The 14,691-nt window shown below is 51.5% G+C and carries 19 protein-coding genes; 12 read left to right on the top strand and 7 right to left on the bottom strand.

Going from position 1 to position 14,691, the window contains the following annotated elements:
• The first annotated feature begins 37 nt into the window (after nt 1–37).
• Complete coding sequence (locus NSU01_RS21150; RefSeq protein WP_083705397.1) at nt 38–898, top strand: aminoglycoside phosphotransferase family protein; 861 nt, start codon at nt 38–40, stop codon at nt 896–898.
• 86 nt (nt 899–984) lie between these two features.
• On the top strand, nt 985–1,968 hold the full coding sequence (locus NSU01_RS21145; RefSeq protein ID WP_076243201.1) for an aldo/keto reductase: 984 nt from the start codon (nt 985–987) through the stop codon (nt 1,966–1,968).
• A gap of 121 nt (nt 1,969–2,089) precedes the next feature.
• Here NSU01_RS21145 and NSU01_RS21140 read toward each other — a convergent pair whose 3' ends face one another.
• Entirely contained in the window at nt 2,090–2,320 is a 231-nt protein-coding gene (locus NSU01_RS21140; RefSeq protein WP_042138207.1) for a hypothetical protein, read from the bottom strand.
• Nucleotides 2,321–2,560: 240 nt separating this feature from the next.
• Between NSU01_RS21140 and NSU01_RS21135 the strand changes: the two genes are divergently transcribed.
• Nucleotides 2,561–3,400, top strand: a complete 840-nt coding sequence (locus NSU01_RS21135) for a DegV family protein (protein WP_042138205.1) — start codon at nt 2,561–2,563, stop codon at nt 3,398–3,400.
• A 200-nt stretch (nt 3,401–3,600) separates the two neighbouring features.
• Complete coding sequence (locus NSU01_RS21130; RefSeq protein WP_042138203.1) at nt 3,601–3,954, top strand: hypothetical protein; 354 nt, start codon at nt 3,601–3,603, stop codon at nt 3,952–3,954.
• 278 nt (nt 3,955–4,232) lie between these two features.
• On the opposite strand, the gene NSU01_RS21125 is transcribed toward NSU01_RS21130, so the two are convergent.
• The 6 genes from NSU01_RS21125 to NSU01_RS21100 all read right to left on the bottom strand — a co-directional run bounded on the left by NSU01_RS21125 (nt 4,233) and on the right by NSU01_RS21100 (nt 7,813).
• Nucleotides 4,233–4,535, bottom strand: coding sequence for a hypothetical protein (locus NSU01_RS21125; RefSeq protein ID WP_042138202.1), 303 nt, complete (start codon nt 4,533–4,535; stop codon nt 4,233–4,235).
• A complete protein-coding gene (locus tag NSU01_RS21120; protein WP_076243200.1) occupies nt 4,525–5,166 on the bottom strand; it encodes a hypothetical protein in 642 nt (213 codons plus the stop codon). The genes NSU01_RS21125 and NSU01_RS21120 overlap by 11 nt, the downstream gene beginning before the upstream one ends.
• Before the next feature lie 219 nt (nt 5,167–5,385).
• Entirely contained in the window at nt 5,386–5,604 is a 219-nt protein-coding gene (locus NSU01_RS21115; RefSeq protein ID WP_042138200.1) for a hypothetical protein, read from the bottom strand.
• 660 nt (nt 5,605–6,264) lie between these two features.
• A complete protein-coding gene (locus NSU01_RS21110; protein WP_042138197.1) occupies nt 6,265–6,552 on the bottom strand; it encodes a YxcD family protein in 288 nt (95 codons plus the stop codon).
• Nucleotides 6,552–6,977 carry a membrane protein gene (locus NSU01_RS21105; protein WP_039309423.1) on the bottom strand — a complete coding sequence of 142 codons (426 nt, stop codon included), beginning with the start codon at nt 6,975–6,977 and terminating at the stop codon, nt 6,552–6,554. The genes NSU01_RS21110 and NSU01_RS21105 overlap by 1 nt, the downstream gene beginning before the upstream one ends.
• A 257-nt stretch (nt 6,978–7,234) precedes the next feature.
• Entirely contained in the window at nt 7,235–7,813 is a 579-nt protein-coding gene (locus tag NSU01_RS21100) for a carbonic anhydrase (RefSeq protein ID WP_039309384.1), read from the bottom strand.
• A gap of 276 nt (nt 7,814–8,089) precedes the next feature.
• Between NSU01_RS21100 and NSU01_RS21095 the strand changes: the two genes are divergently transcribed.
• The 8 genes from NSU01_RS21095 to trmD all read left to right on the top strand — a co-directional run bounded on the left by NSU01_RS21095 (nt 8,090) and on the right by trmD (nt 14,595).
• On the top strand, nt 8,090–9,607 hold the full coding sequence (locus tag NSU01_RS21095; RefSeq protein WP_076246974.1) for a carboxypeptidase M32: 1,518 nt from the start codon (nt 8,090–8,092) through the stop codon (nt 9,605–9,607).
• A gap of 93 nt (nt 9,608–9,700) precedes the next feature.
• On the top strand, nt 9,701–10,348 hold the full coding sequence (locus NSU01_RS21090; protein ID WP_039309379.1) for a hemolysin III family protein: 648 nt from the start codon (nt 9,701–9,703) through the stop codon (nt 10,346–10,348).
• Nucleotides 10,349–10,496: 148 nt separating this feature from the next.
• On the top strand, nt 10,497–10,853 hold the full coding sequence (locus NSU01_RS21085) for a putative DNA-binding protein (protein ID WP_039309377.1): 357 nt from the start codon (nt 10,497–10,499) through the stop codon (nt 10,851–10,853).
• A 21-nt stretch (nt 10,854–10,874) separates the two neighbouring features.
• Entirely contained in the window at nt 10,875–12,263 is a 1,389-nt protein-coding gene (ffh, locus tag NSU01_RS21080) for a signal recognition particle protein (protein ID WP_042138192.1), read from the top strand.
• Nucleotides 12,264–12,663: 400 nt separating this feature from the next.
• Nucleotides 12,664–12,936: a 30S ribosomal protein S16 gene (gene rpsP, locus NSU01_RS21075; protein WP_039309374.1), complete on the top strand. Its 273-nt coding sequence runs from the start codon at nt 12,664–12,666 to the stop codon at nt 12,934–12,936.
• Nucleotides 12,937–12,958: 22 nt separating this feature from the next.
• Nucleotides 12,959–13,189 (top strand): KH domain-containing protein, encoded by a 231-nt coding sequence (locus NSU01_RS21070; protein ID WP_019910364.1) that lies wholly within the window; start codon nt 12,959–12,961, stop codon nt 13,187–13,189.
• A gap of 93 nt (nt 13,190–13,282) precedes the next feature.
• Nucleotides 13,283–13,807 (top strand): ribosome maturation factor RimM, encoded by a 525-nt coding sequence (rimM, locus tag NSU01_RS21065; protein ID WP_076246971.1) that lies wholly within the window; start codon nt 13,283–13,285, stop codon nt 13,805–13,807.
• On the top strand, nt 13,807–14,595 hold the full coding sequence (gene trmD, locus NSU01_RS21060) for a tRNA (guanosine(37)-N1)-methyltransferase TrmD (RefSeq protein ID WP_076246989.1): 789 nt from the start codon (nt 13,807–13,809) through the stop codon (nt 14,593–14,595). Before rimM ends, trmD begins: the two co-directional genes overlap by 1 nt.
• Nucleotides 14,596–14,691 lie beyond the last annotated feature (96 nt).

The following is a 14,691-nucleotide window of genomic DNA, read 5'->3' as shown; positions in this document are numbered from 1 at the left end:
AACAAGAATCAGTCAACGGAAAGGAAGATTCATAACCATGAATAATGTTCTAAGCAATATCCGCTGGAAAGAGCAAAGTGCGGAATATGAGGCGATTCTGCAAAGGGCAGATGAGGCGGTCATAACCCCGCTAGAGGGCGGGCTGGAAGCCGAGGTATACAGAGTTACACTGCCGGATACAGAGCTTGTGTTCAAAATATGGAACCGGGATTCACGGCCGGATATCTCTATCCAATATAAAGTGCTGGAGCAGATGTACCGGCAGGGCCGTGCGGTGTCACAGCCGTATGCCTGGGGTTTGGACCCCGGGGACAATCAGGTGCTGTTAACCAGCTTTGACGGTGTGCCTCTCACGGAAGCGAATACCACCGTTCTTACAGCAATAGCAGAAAATCTGCTGGATATACATAGGCTTCCACTCGATTCCTTAAGCGGTATAGAAGTACCCGCATATGATTTCGCAGATTACTTCTTCCCGGAGTGGGGAGGTCAGCCGGAGATCAGAATGCTGGCGCTGGGGCTGGCGGACAAGGCGGGAATAACCTCGCATCATCTGATCCATGGAGACTATCATGCGGGCAATATCCTGGAGGCAGCCGAAGCCTACACCATTATAGACTGGACGAATGTCCAGCTGGGCGATCCGAGATATGATATAGCGTGGTCTATTCTAATTATCCGGGTCTATGCCGGGGAGCAATACGCTGAAGTCTACCGTTCAGCATTTCTTGCAAAGAGCAGTTACACTGCAGCAGAGCTTGAACTATTCGAGGCGCTGGCTTGTCTGCGCTGGCTCCAGCTATATAGAACTACAGGTATTCCGCTGCAGCCGGATACGCTTGCGATGATGCAGGCTATTCTGGAGCGCAACGGGTATTTGCCGGAAGGTCTGCTCTAAGGTGCCGTAAATGATATTGGAATTTGACTGTGGTATGATCAGGGCAGACAAGGTATCAATTTCAAATCGGGAGGCGGAAGCAGGGAATGAATACTAGAATGCTAGGCGGTAAGCTGCAGGTGTCTGCACTTGGACTCGGCTGCATGGGGATGTCCGATTTCTACAGCGGCCGGGATGAAGCGGAGTCCATCCGCACGATTCACCGGGCCATTGATCTGGGAGTTACTTTTCTGGATACGGCAGATATGTATGGTGTGGGAAGGAATGAGGATCTGGTCGGCAAAGCCGTTAAAGGCAAACGGAACGATGTTGTGCTGGCGACCAAATTCGGCAATGTGCGCAGTCCGGAAGGGCAGATGCTCGGCATAAATGGCCGTCCGGACTATGTGAAGTCAGCTTGCGATGCCAGTCTCCTGCGGCTTGGCGTAGATCATATTGATCTATACTATCAGCACAGGGTAGATCCGAACACGCCAATTGAAGAAACCGTTGGTGCGATGGCCGATCTCGTTGCAGCAGGCAAAATCCGCTACATAGGGCTGTCTGAGGCAGGGACGGCTACCATCCGCCGCGCTCATGCCATTCATCCGGTAACGGCGCTGCAGACCGAATATTCCCTGTGGAGCCGTGAGGTGGAGGACGAAATTCTGCCGCTTGTCCGCGAGCTGGCTATTGGCTTCGTTCCGTACAGTCCGCTGGGGCGCGGTTTCCTGACCGGGCAGATTCAGAGCTTCGAGGATCTGGCCGAGGATGATTACCGCCGCAACTCCCCCCGTTTCCAGGGGGATAATTTCAAGAAGAATCTGGATCTGGTGGAACGCATCAAGCAGATTGCTGCCGGGAAGGGCTGCGAGCCCTCTCAGCTTGCGCTGGCCTGGCTGCTGAAGCAAGGGGAGGACATCGTGCCGATCCCGGGAACGAAACGGACGAAGTATCTGGAAGAGAACGTAGGTGCACTGGACATAGAGCTGACCGCTGAGGAGCTGCAGCAGATTGATGAGGCTGCGCCTCAAGGGGCTGCCTCCGGCATGCGTTATCCGGAGCAGAGTATGCGAAGCTTGAATCTGTAGCAGCTGCACTTAGGGAACCAGCTAAGAGTGTGCGTTGTATGATAAAAGAGGAGCCGCGTAAGGTATGCGGCTCCTCTTTTTTGGATGCGGTAATGTTCAGCTGCTCCCTATAAAGGGCAAGCTACTTATTCCGTTCAGGGTTCTGCGGCTTCACGCGGGCGGGTCTGGATACCCAATTGCTGCGGTTCATCGGCTTCACTGTATCAATCCGCGGATTCGGAGTTTCCTCAGCGCTGATGTTCTCTGCCGCAGCCGTCTCTGCTGTACCTTCGGATTCTACGTTAGCGGGGGTCTTTTTGGACAGGCCGGCACCATTATGTTTGCCTCTGTTCCACACTTTGTTCTTGCTCATCGTTACACTCCATTTCTATTCACTTATGCATAAACCATATCATAAGACGGGAAGTTAAGAAAGAACCTGATGCAGCTAATAATAGTCGCAGAGAGTAACAATCCTTCAGGCAGAATAGTCTGCTGAGCTGTGAAAAATAGCACTAAGCACAAAAAAACGCTTTTGACAAGTTATAAATTGTACTATTGGTTTACATAAAAGGTGACTATACTAGTATAGAATTGAAAGGAGAGCACCCTGATGCCCATCAAGATTATAACGGATAGCGGTTCCGATTTACCCCCAGATTACGTAGAGCAGTACGACATTTCTATTGTCCATTTGCCGGTTCATTTCGGACATGAACTCATGCCTTATGATACGGACGCGAAGACTTTTTATGCGAAGATGCATGAAGCGAAGGAATTGCCGACTACGGCGAGCCCAAGTCCACAGGTATTCCTGGACAATTTCAAACAAGTGGAAGCAGGCACTGATATTATGGTCATCTGCATGTCCTCCAATATCAGCAGTACTTATCAGACCGCAATGATCGCCAAGGAGATGTACGAGGAAGAAGGACATCCGAATGCGATTGAAATTATAGATTCCAAACTTTTTTCAGGCGGACTGACACTGATTGTGGCTATGGCAGCGAAATGGTCGCTGACGGCAGCAAGTCTGGCTGAATTGAAAGATAAAGTGATGCACAAGGTTGAAGAGACCACCGCTTATTTCACACTGGATACTCTGGAGAATGTGATCAAAGGCGGGCGGCTGAGCCGGATCTCCGGTGCCGTGGCTTCTGTACTGAACATTAAGCTGCTGCTGAAGATCAGCGAAGAGGGAACCGTTGAAGTGGTCGAGAAGACCCGTGGACTTCCTAAGGCGCTGAGTCATCTGCTGGCCAAGCTTGATCAGAAGCAGCATGATTATGAACAGGCGGTAATCGCCATAGTCCATAGCAATTGCGAGATGCTGGCGCTGGAAATCAAGGAGCGTATTCTGGAGAAGCATCCCTTCAAAGAAATTTTGCTGTCCACCATGGGACCTGTGATGGGTACATATGCAGGACAGGGCGGAATCGGCGTTGCTTTTTAGGCTGCTGCAGATTTAATGGAGAATAAGTGAATAGCTAAGCCGTATACAAGGACTTTCTGGTGTACGGCTTTTTAGTTTGCTTTGGTATAGAGGCGGAGGAATTACAGCAAGCGGGGGGAGGGACGGCAGCGGGCTAGGCACCCTGGGCTGGGCATGTGCATAGAATGTAGCAAATCCATTTATACGGAGGTTAAACATTCATGTCGACATATCATAGTGGCCCGCAAACAGCGGTTATCTATCAGGCTGACCCTGCGGTGGTCCAGCATCTGCACGGTGTCCGCGATTCTCTGCACCAGTCCTGCAAGCCTTATTTGAACCATAATGTGAAGGTACAGACCATCGATGGACAGATGCATGAAGGCACCATTGCCGGCATGGACAGCAAACATCTGTACCTCACGGTGACTATAACTACAGAAACGGGACGCGGATACTACAACCCGTATTACAAGCCTTATCCAGGGCCAGGTTATCCGTATCCGGGGCCGGTGAATAATAACGTCATCCTGCCGCTGGTATTATTCGAACTGCTGGCTATTTCGCTAATCTGAAGCGGGTACGGGCCGGCGAGTTGCCCGGATGCGCGCTTGACCGCTGCGGCTATTGTAATAAGTACAGTGAGTAGAGGGGATAACCTGCTCATGCAAAAATAACCGGATCAGCATCTTGCCGATCCGGTTATTGTGATGCGGTTTCTGCATGTAACAAGCTGCCGGATGAATCATCTGGCAGTTGAATTGATGCTGATCGGCTTCTGTGCAGAATCTGATGTGAGGGTGTACTAGAACCCGCAGGATGAAATGCGGTCAAGTTCCAGTGACTGTGCTTCTTATTTGCCGCCTGAATCACCGCTGCTGAGGCTGATGCTATCGGCTTGAGCTGTGCCTGATTTCAGTGTGTACTGGATGATGTCGCCTGCCTTTAGTGTGGACAAGGCGATCGTAGCCTCTGTACGCTTGCCATCGGTAAAAGTAATAGAGATAAGCTTCGTATCCGATGTCACCGTAACAACGGTGGTCTCTTCAGAGAAGCTCATCTGCGCACCGCCCTGTCCCTGCGGTCTGCCGCCTTGGCCGCCACCGTACTGGCCACTGCCCTGGCCGCCGCCTCCGGCTCCCGGCTCACCGCTCACTGCCCTGGCTGCCCGAAGGCTCCGCGCCTTGCGGGGCTCCCGCTGGTGCTGCTCCATCCTGCGGAGCAGCGGATGGCGCTTCGGCTGTATACAGAGTAATCTTGCTGCCGCTGATACTCTTGATCTTGCCGAAGCTCATGGCGGCGCCGGGAGTCTTCCCGCCGCTGCCGCCACCATCTGCGGCAGCTGGCTTCGCGCCCGCGGCCGGGGTTGCTGCCGGCTTCGCGCCAGCGGCAGCCCCTGGCTTGTCCGGCGCGCCTGAGGGAGCGCCGCCAGTACTGCCCGGAGCAGCGCCGCCCGCTGCTCCGCCTCCGGCACCCGCAGGCGCGTCGCCCCCGGGTGCTCCGCCTGCAGGCCCGCCGTCTTGGCTTCCGGCGGGCCGTTCGCCCGCCTTGCCGTCCTGCGGCGGGGCAGCCTGACCGTCCGGCTGGGCACCCGGAGTCTGCTGCGGCTTCACGTCCTCTCCCGGGCCGGGCAGCGGGAGAGGGCTGGCGCTGGCCTCCGGTGCCGCCGTCAGCCCGCCCCCACCTGCAACAAGTCCGCTCTTCAGCTCAATCCTTGACGCAGTTAGCGTACCTTCGGTCAGCGTAACTGTAAGGATATCGCCTGTCTGCAGATCTGCCAGAGTCAAAGCACCGGCGGCTCCATCAGAAGAGGAGCCGGTTTCTGTGGTGACGGATGGAATTACAAACTTCGTATTCTCATCAACGGTAATGACTACTGTCTCGTCTGTAAACTGAAGAGCGGATGTGGAGGGGGCGCCACTGGCGTTGCTTCCTGTCGCGCCATCGCCCGCTGCAATACCAGAAGTACCCGCTGCATCATCCCCGGCCAGATCAAATTCAGCAACTCAGGGCTCTTGGATACCGCCTGATTGAGCCTTATAGAGCGTAATTTCGTTTCCGCTGATGCTGATGATTTTTCCGGTGAAGCTCTGGGCAGCAGTGGCTTCTGTGCTATCTGGACTGGCTACCGGAATAGTCTCTTCCTGTGCCTTGTTGCCGCAGCCTGACAAGAGCAGTGCAGACAGCAGCGTGCCTGTGCACAGGCATTTTGTTAATCTCGACATGATCTCTGGTCCTCCTAGACATAATGTGAGCCCAAGCCTGAACATATGTATTCGTACAAAGTTGCATCAGGGCTATAGACTCTCAGTTTGTGAGCTTCTGCAGTGCCGTCAAGCTTCGCTCATACCCCGTATCATCAGCTGTGACTTCCCCGGCAAGCAAATGTTCTGAGATAATATACCAGCTGTTCCTGAAAGAAAAATGAAAGGTGCATGCTCGTTGATTCGCTGATAACAGAGGTCTCGGGATTTCTCTCCAGAGCAATGATAGTTGGAAATAAGGCACTTATTACTCACGTCTTATGCTTTTTGCAGACTGTAGATGGAAATAAGGCACTTAATTCAACACATATTCCGATAATTACGATTTTGCATATCATTAAGTGTTGTTTCTCCAACTATTCCGGCGATAATAAAGACTTCTCCAGTAATAGATGCTGTTTTTCCACTTAGCCCCAGCTCAAGCTTCAGCGCGAACCCCAACCCCAACCCCAACCCCAACCCCAACCCCAACCCCAACCCCAACCCCAACCCCAACCCCAACCCCAACCCCAACCCCAACCCCAACCCCAACCCCAACCCCAACCCCAACCCCAACCCCAACCCCAACCCCAACCCAAAAAAAACCGCCCGCTTAATGCATCAGCGGACGGCGTATGAGTTTTACAAAGTGACAACAGCGGTGATTTCTTCGTCCAGCTCCAGGCGTACATTTTCACGGTAAGCGCGGATGCCGTATTCGCTGTGCAGATAACGCAGAATCGATTCAATCAGATTGGATTCGACCAGGAACTGGCTGCGGCCCTGGACCCAGACCTCTGCGGTATAGCCGGTGTCTTCGTCCCAGCTAAGCTCCACCCGGACTTCCTCCACCCGTACAGCTTTGCGTTCAGCCATATGCAGGCAGATTGCATTGATAATCTCGTCCATACTGAGTACGGTAACACTCATTAGTAGCGCCCGTCTCTTTCCTGCATTCTGCGCCGTTCCTGTCTGCGCCGGAAGAAGGACATGATCATCATAACGACCAGATAAATGGCCAGCATGTTAATGAAGAGGCCGATGATATTGCCGAAAGCGCCCATGCCGGAGAACATTCCGCCGAAGAGGAAGCCGGCGATCCCGCCGATCATCAGGCCTTTCATCAGACTGCCGCCGCTGAAGAATCCGCGGTTTGCATTCGTTGTGCTTCCGGCTGTGGTGCCTTTGGTGCTATCACTTTGTTTCACATTATTTGTTGTTGATTTCTTCGGGGTAGTGGTGAATCCCCGGCTTCCCGATTTGAAGCCGCCGCCACGGCGGGCATCTGCAAAGTCAGGAGCAGTTACGGCAAAGAATAGAGTGAAGGCCATGACGATCATCATTACACGTTTCATTGATTTCATTTAGTACGAGAACCTCCCAGAAGTGTGGTAAATACAGACATTCCAGAATCTGCAGCGGACAAAACCATTCTTTTAACGATTAGCATCCGTCTTGTTCACATTAGTTTCTGTGTGTCTGCCCGGTAATACGCAGGTTACCCTCAGGAGGTTTCAATTTTTAATAATCACAAATAGAAATGTTAACTGGCTTCAAGGTTCCGGCAGGCCAAAAAAAGTGCGTGGATCCAGGATCCACGCAAACAGCAGTTTCAGAGAGTTGCCTTATGCTCCGCGTATCCATCCGAGACAAGCTCAAGCGCTCCGGTTGCCGGATCGATGATCATGCCGTGAATAGGTACGTTTGGGGGGAGTAAGGGATGGCGCTTGATCAGCTCCACAGTCTGAATTACCCCTTCCTCCACATTGTCAAACCCGCGCAGCCATTTGGTCAGCTTAATTCCCGAATTCTCCAAAGTATCGAGCACCTGCTCCGAAACACCGCGTTCCTTAATAGAATTGATCATCCGGTCCGCATTCAGGGAGGCCATGCCGCATTCATAATGCCCGACGACGATAACTTCATCCGCATCCAGCTCATACAGCGCAACCATTACGCTGCGCATTACGCTTCCGAACGGCTGGGAGATGACGGCTCCGGCATTTTTGATGATTTTGACATCGCCGTTCTTGAAATTCATCGCTTTGGGCAGAAGCTCAACTAACCGGGTATCCATGCAGGTGATGATCAGCATTTTTTTATCCGGAAAGCGGCTGGTCAGATAGGCTTCGTATTCTTTTTCCTCAACAAAATGCTTGTTAAATTTCATAATTTCTGTGACCTGACTCATGAGCATGCTGCCTCCTCAAAGTTAAATGATAATAGACTTCTTCTGAAATCCCTTCGTACAGCCCCCCCTTGGGAAGCTTACGCAATAAGTTGTTATTCATTCTACATCTTCTTGCCGCGAACTTAAAGTCAGTAATCAGAATTCCCCGGGTTCACGGTATTCATTAGAATATAAGTATTTCAAATTGAAGATGTCTATTCTGAATTTGATTATAGCCATTAATAAAAGTATCATCAAGAGGAGTGGATAAATTAGACAAGGGCAGGTGCTCAACCAATGGAACAATTGGTCAAAGAAGAGTGGGATAAATTTAAAGAGCTATTATCCAAAATCAGAGGCTATTATGAAGCTATTGGGCTCCTGGGCTGGGATTTGCGTACAGGTGCGCCGCGTAAAGGTGTGGAGATGCGATCAGCCACGCTTGGCATGCTGAGTGCAGAAGCATTCAAACTGCAGGTATCGGAGGAGATCGGTGCTTTTACCGAATTCTTCAGCCGTCCGGAAGTGATGAGCCAGTTAAGCGATAATGAGAACAAGATCGTGAAGGATACCCGCAAAGAGTACAGCCGCAGCAAGAGCATTCCTTCCAAAAAATTCGAGGAGTACTCTGTCCTGACCGCCCATGCCCAGACCATCTGGGAAGAAGCCAAGGATAACAATGATTTTGCCTCCTTCGAGCCTTACCTGACCAAGATTGTTGAGTTCAAACAGGAGTTTATCGATTATTGGGGAGTAGAAGGATCCCGTTATGATACGCTGCTGGATATGTATGAACCGGATCTGACGGTGGCCAAAGTGGACGACATCTTCAGCCGTCTGCGCAGCCGTCTTGTTCCTCTTGCCGAAGCGATCAGCGCGTCGCCGAACAAGCCGGATACGGAATTCCTGAGTCAAATTTTCCCCAAAGAGCAGCAGGAGAAGTTCGGCCTCTTCCTGCTTGAGCAGATGGGCTACGACTTTGAGGCAGGACGTCTGGATGAAAGTGTGCATCCGTTCGCTACGGGCCTGAATCCCGGCGATGTGCGCATCACAACAAACTATCTGCTGGATAATGTGACCAGTTCGATCTTCAGCTCATTGCATGAAGGCGGACATGCCCTGTACGAGCAGAATTTCGGTGAAGAGATTATTGGTACACCGCTGGCTCAAGGCGCATCCATGGGGATTCACGAGTCCCAGTCCAGACTATGGGAGAATATGATCGGCCGCAGCCGGGCCTTCTGGCAGCGTTACTACGGCGATCTGCAGCAGCATTTCCCGGAACAGCTTGCAAATGTGGAAATGGAGGATTTCTACCGCGCCATCAACAGTGTAGGCAATTCCTTCATCCGCATCGAAGCCGATGAGCTGACTTACAACCTGCATATTATTGTACGCTACGAAATCGAGAAGCTTATTTTCAATGAAGGGCTTGAAGTGAAGGATCTGCCGAAGACCTGGAACGCGAAGTATCAGGAATATCTCGGTATAACCCCTCCTACGGATGTGCTTGGCGTGCTGCAGGATGTTCACTGGTCGGGAGGAGACTTCGGATATTTCGCTTCTTATTCACTGGGCAACATGTACGCAGCCCAAATGCTCAATACGCTGCGCAAGGAGCTTCCGGAGTTCGAGGAGCTGATTGCTGCCGGAAACCTGCTGCCGATCAAAGAATGGCTCACCGACAAAATCTACCACTACGGTCAGAGCCTGACACCCTCGCAGATTATCGAGCAGGTAACAGGGGAACCGCTGAACCCGGATTATCTGGCGGATTATCTGGAAGCAAAGTACACTGACCTGTACAAGCTGTAAACGGAGAAGTATTCCCTGCGGCTGCCGTAAGCTGGAAGGACCTCAGGGAAAGAGCTATAATAGAAGGAAACCGCAAATGGAAGGAATAGTGGGATGGCTAATACTCACACTTACAGCCGCAAGGAAGAGGTTGCGAACGCGATTACACACGGGATTGGTGCAGTATTAAGTATTGCTGCGCTGGTTCTGCTGGTCGTATATGCTGTCCAGAATGGTACGGCCTGGCATGTTGTCAGTTTCTCCATATATGGGGTAACTATGCTGCTGCTGTATTTTAATTCAACAATGGTGCATAGTCTCAGGGACGGCAAGGCGAAGGACTTCTTTGAATTCCTCGACCACTCTTCAATTTATTTATTTATCGCTGGAACGTATACACCCTTTATGCTGGTGGCGATCCGGGGGCCGCTGGGCTGGACTTTATTCGGAATCGCCTGGGGAGTAGCGGTATTCGGCGTCTTTTTCAAAGCGTTTTTCGTCAAAAAGTTCCTGTTCATGTCGACCATATTCTACATCGCCATGGGCTGGATGATCGTGATCGCCTGGAGCCCTCTGTCTGAGGTTGTGGCCAGCGGCGGCATGACTCTGTTGATGGTAGGCGGTCTGCTGTACACGCTTGGCACAGTTTTTTATGTGTGGCGCGGCTTCCCGTACCATCATGCCATCTGGCATTTGTTCGTGCTTGCAGGGACGATTCTTCACTTCTTCGTTGTATTCTTATACATCCTGCCGATTCACTAAGCAGGCCGGAATTTACCTCCGAAATGCCGGTTTCAGGCAAAGAAAAAGATGACAAGCAAAAAGGCTTGACATCTTTCTTTGTTTTCGGTATCATAAGGGACGTTGTGAAGCTGTAAAGTGTTTTTCCTTGACGAAGGGAGTGCCCTTAATGAGTCAGGAGAATAGGCTCGAGAAAACCAACCGGATCAACCTGCTATTTGCTTTCTATGAACGGCTGCTTACTGACAAGCAGCAAACGTTTCTCAAATATTATTTCCACGATGATTTCTCCCTGGGAGAGATTGCTGCGGAATTTGAAATCAGCCGTCAAGCTGTGTATGAGCATATTAAGCGGGCGGAGCAAGTTCTTGAGAATTATGAAGAGAAGCTTGGACTGCTGTCCAAACATGAAGACCGCAACAGATATTTAGAAGAACTGCGCAGACTGCCGGACAATGGGATGCTGCCTGAGCAATATAAACTGCGGTTCACGGACATCGTGGATCGTTTGCAGAGGTTAGAGTAGCATGAAGGGAGCAAGCCGCATATGGCATTTGAAGGTTTAACCGGAAGATTGCAGAATGTGTTCAGCAAACTGCGCGGCAAAGGGAAAGTATCCGAAGAAGACGTTAACGAAGCCATGCGCGAAGTGCGGCTGGCCCTTCTGGAAGCCGATGTTAACTTCAAAGTCGTCAAGGACTTCGTGTCCAAGGTGAAAGAGAAGTCCGTCGGCAAGGAAGTGATGGACAGCTTCACGCCAGGCATGGTCATTATCGACATCGTTAACAAGGAACTGACTGAGCTGATGGGCGGAAGCCAGGCGAAGCTGGCGAAGTCGAACAAGCCGCCGACTGTCATTATGATGACGGGTCTGCAAGGTGCGGGTAAGACAACCACTTCGGGCAAGCTGGCGAAGCTGCTGCAGAAGGGCAATCACCGCCCGTTGCTCGTAGCGGCTGACATCTACCGTCCTGCGGCGATCAAGCAGCTGCAGGTGCTGGGAGAGCAAATCAAGGTTCCGGTCTTCTCGCTGGGTGATCAGACAAGTCCGGTGGAAATCGCCAGACAAGGTGTTCAGCATGCGAAGGACAATAACCTAGATTATGTCATTATCGATACTGCAGGCCGCCTGCATATTGATGAAGAGCTGATGGAAGAGCTGAAGCAGATCCATAACGTCGTAACTCCGGACGAAGTGCTGCTTGTAGTCGATGCCATGACCGGTCAGGATGCCGTGAATGTGGCGGACAGCTTCAACAAACAGCTGGAGCTTACCGGCGTAGTACTGACGAAGCTTGATGGTGATACCCGTGGTGGTGCTGCGTTGTCCGTCAAGGCCGTAACCGGCTGCCCGATTAAGTTCGCTGCTCTTGGCGAGAAGATCGATGCGCTGGAGCCGTTCCATCCGGAACGTATGGCATCACGGATACTCGGCATGGGCGACATGCTGTCGCTGATCGAGAAGGCTCAGGCCAATATCGATACCGAGAAAGCGAAGGAAATGGAACGTAAGATGCGTAATGCGGAATTTACGTTCGACGATTTCCTGGAGCAGATGGATCAGGTCAAGAAGCTTGGCCCGATCGACCAGATTCTTGATATGCTGCCTGGCATGAACAAAGCCAAAGGCATGAAGGATCTGAAAGTTGACGATAAGCAGATGGGACGCGTCGAAGCCATTGTTCATTCCATGACCAAGGCCGAGAAGGCCCAGCCTGAGATCATCAACCACAACCGCCGCAAGCGTATTGCTGCCGGCAGCGGTACCAACGTCGCCGAGGTTAACCGGCTCATCAAGCAGTTCGATGAAATGCGCAAGATGATGAAGCAGTTCTCCGGCATGATGGGCGGCGGAGGCAAGGGCGGCAAGAAGAACGCCATGAAGCAGCTTAAAGGCCTTGGCGGCAAGGGCGGTATGAAGTTCCCTTTCCGTTGATCTCTATAAGGTTTACCATAGATCAGATATAGTACAACATCAGATGATTGCAAGAGTTTTGATCTTTATAGATCAGACATAGTACAACATCAGATGATCGAGAGTGGTTTTGATCCTAGTCTCTTGATCTCAGTCTCTTGATCTTTTAATCTTTTAATCTCTACCCTGTATTAAGGTAACGCCGCAGTCAAGCGTATCCCGCAGGGAGGAAAAGCGATCTTACCCCGAACAACTCCAGGTCCCGCCAGTCTGAACGCCTACGCTAGTTGCACTTAGCCGGGTGTCCAGAGGGCAGAGCCCTTGGGGCCCTCCCTTGGAAGGGAGGGTTTGGGAGGGATCGAAAAAGGTTTGTCCCAAAGGTTAATAATAATTCCGATATTCTTATAAGGAGGTGAATTTCGTGGCAGTACGTATTCGTTTGAAAAGAATGGGAGCACATAAAGCGCCTTTCTACCGTGTAGTGGTTTCCGATTCCCGGTCCCCTCGTGACGGTCGTTTTATCGAGGAAATCGGTTATTATAATCCGATTGAAGTACCGGCAATCGTTAAGATTGATGAGGAAAAAGCTCTTAAATGGCTTCAAACAGGTGCACAAGCATCTGATACCGTCCGCAACCTGCTTTCTAAGGCTGGCGTGATGAAGAAGTTCCATGAGCTGAAGCAACAGAAATAATGACTGATTGCGAGGGTCCTCTATGGAAGAATTAGTTGGTGTTATTGCTAAGGCTTTAGTGGATCATCCAGAGGATGTGACCGTACGGACCGTGGAGAAGGATCACCTGATTGTCTATGAGCTCTCCGTACATCCTGATGATGTCGGTAAGGTCATCGGCAAGCAGGGGCGGATCGCCAAAGCGCTTCGTACCGTAGTTACATCTGCAGCAGTCAAGAGCGATAAACGCGTTACCGTAGATATTTTATCTTAAGTGTGCGTACAATGAGGGGCTAGGGATAGTATATCCCGGCTCCTTTTTGTTGAAATATATAGATAGTCGAAACTTGTCAAAGGAGAGGATCACATGACGGAAGAGTTAACAGTAGGCAGACTGGTGAATACCCACGGTATCCGCGGAGAGGTCAAAATCCTGTCGCATACCGATTTCCCGGAAGTGCGCTTTGCACCCGGCAAAAAGCTGCTGCTGATTCCGGCGGACGGAAGCCCGAAATTCGAGGTGACGGTAGAATCCGCGAAAGAACACAAAGGTATGTTTATAGCCAAGCTGAAGGGCTATACCAATATTAATGAGGTGGAGAAATATAAAGGCAGTATGCTTAAAGTGCCTAGCGATGACCTGGTGGAACTGCCGGAGAACGAATATTATTTCCACCAAATCGTTGGCTGTGAAGTGTACACCGATGAAGACGCCAGCCAGCCGCTGGGTACAATCACTGAGATTCTGCAGCCTGGTGCCAATGATGTCTGGGTGGTGAAGCCGGCCAAAGGCCAGGATATTCTGATTCCGGTCATCAATGATGTAGTGCTTGACGTGGATATCGAGGCCAAAAAAATTACGGTGCACATTATGGAAGGGTTGCTTCCATGATCCGGATTGATGTGCTGACACTCTTTCCGGAGATGTGTGAAGGTGTATTCGGCACAAGCATACTCGGCAAAGCCCGTGACAAAGGCATCGTATCGCTGAATGCGGTGAACTTCCGTGATTTCTCAGGAAACAAGCATAACAGCGTGGATGATACGCCGTATGGCGGAGGCGGGGGGATGGTGCTTAAGCCAGACCCGATCTTTGCGGCGGTAGAGCATGTGCTGGCTGAGACCAGCACTGAAGCAGGTGCGGCTGAATCCGCTATAGAACCGGCGGCGAAGCCGCGGATAATTCTCATGTGTCCGCAGGGCCAGACGTATAATCAGCAGATCGCAGAGGAGCTGGCGCAGGAGCAGCATCTGATCTTCATCTGCGGCCATTATGAAGGCTATGATGAGCGGATCCGCGAGCATCTGGTGACGGACGAGCTATCGATTGGCGACTATGTACTGACCGGCGGTGAATTGCCTGCCCTGACTGTCATTGACTCGGTAGTGCGGCTGCAGCCGGGGGCGCTGGGTAACGAGACCTCTGCAGTAACCGACTCCTTCAGCACGGGGCTGCTGGAATATCCGCATTATACCCGTCCTGCAGAATTCCGCGGCTGGAAGGTGCCTGATATGCTTCTGAGCGGACATCATGCCAACATTGAGGTATGGCGGCGCGAGCAGGCGCTGCAGCGCACACTTGAGCGCAGACCGGACCTGCTGGAGACAGCAGAGCTTTCGGCGAAAGACAAGCTGACACTGAAGCGGCTGCAGGAGCAGGCAAGCCTGAATAACAAATAAATGAAAATTGGGCCCGGAGAAGAGTCATAGATAGCGTCTTTTTAACGTATATTACGTTAGGGAGGCGTTTTTTGCTATGTGCTGAGAAGTGGAGAC

The organism is Paenibacillus sp. FSL H8-0259 (genome assembly GCF_037963255.1).
GTDB lineage: Bacteria > Bacillota > Bacilli > Paenibacillales > Paenibacillaceae > Paenibacillus_AQ > Paenibacillus_AQ phytohabitans.
Note: the sequence above shows the minus strand (reverse complement) of the source record. Positions and strands in the feature narration are given on the sequence as shown.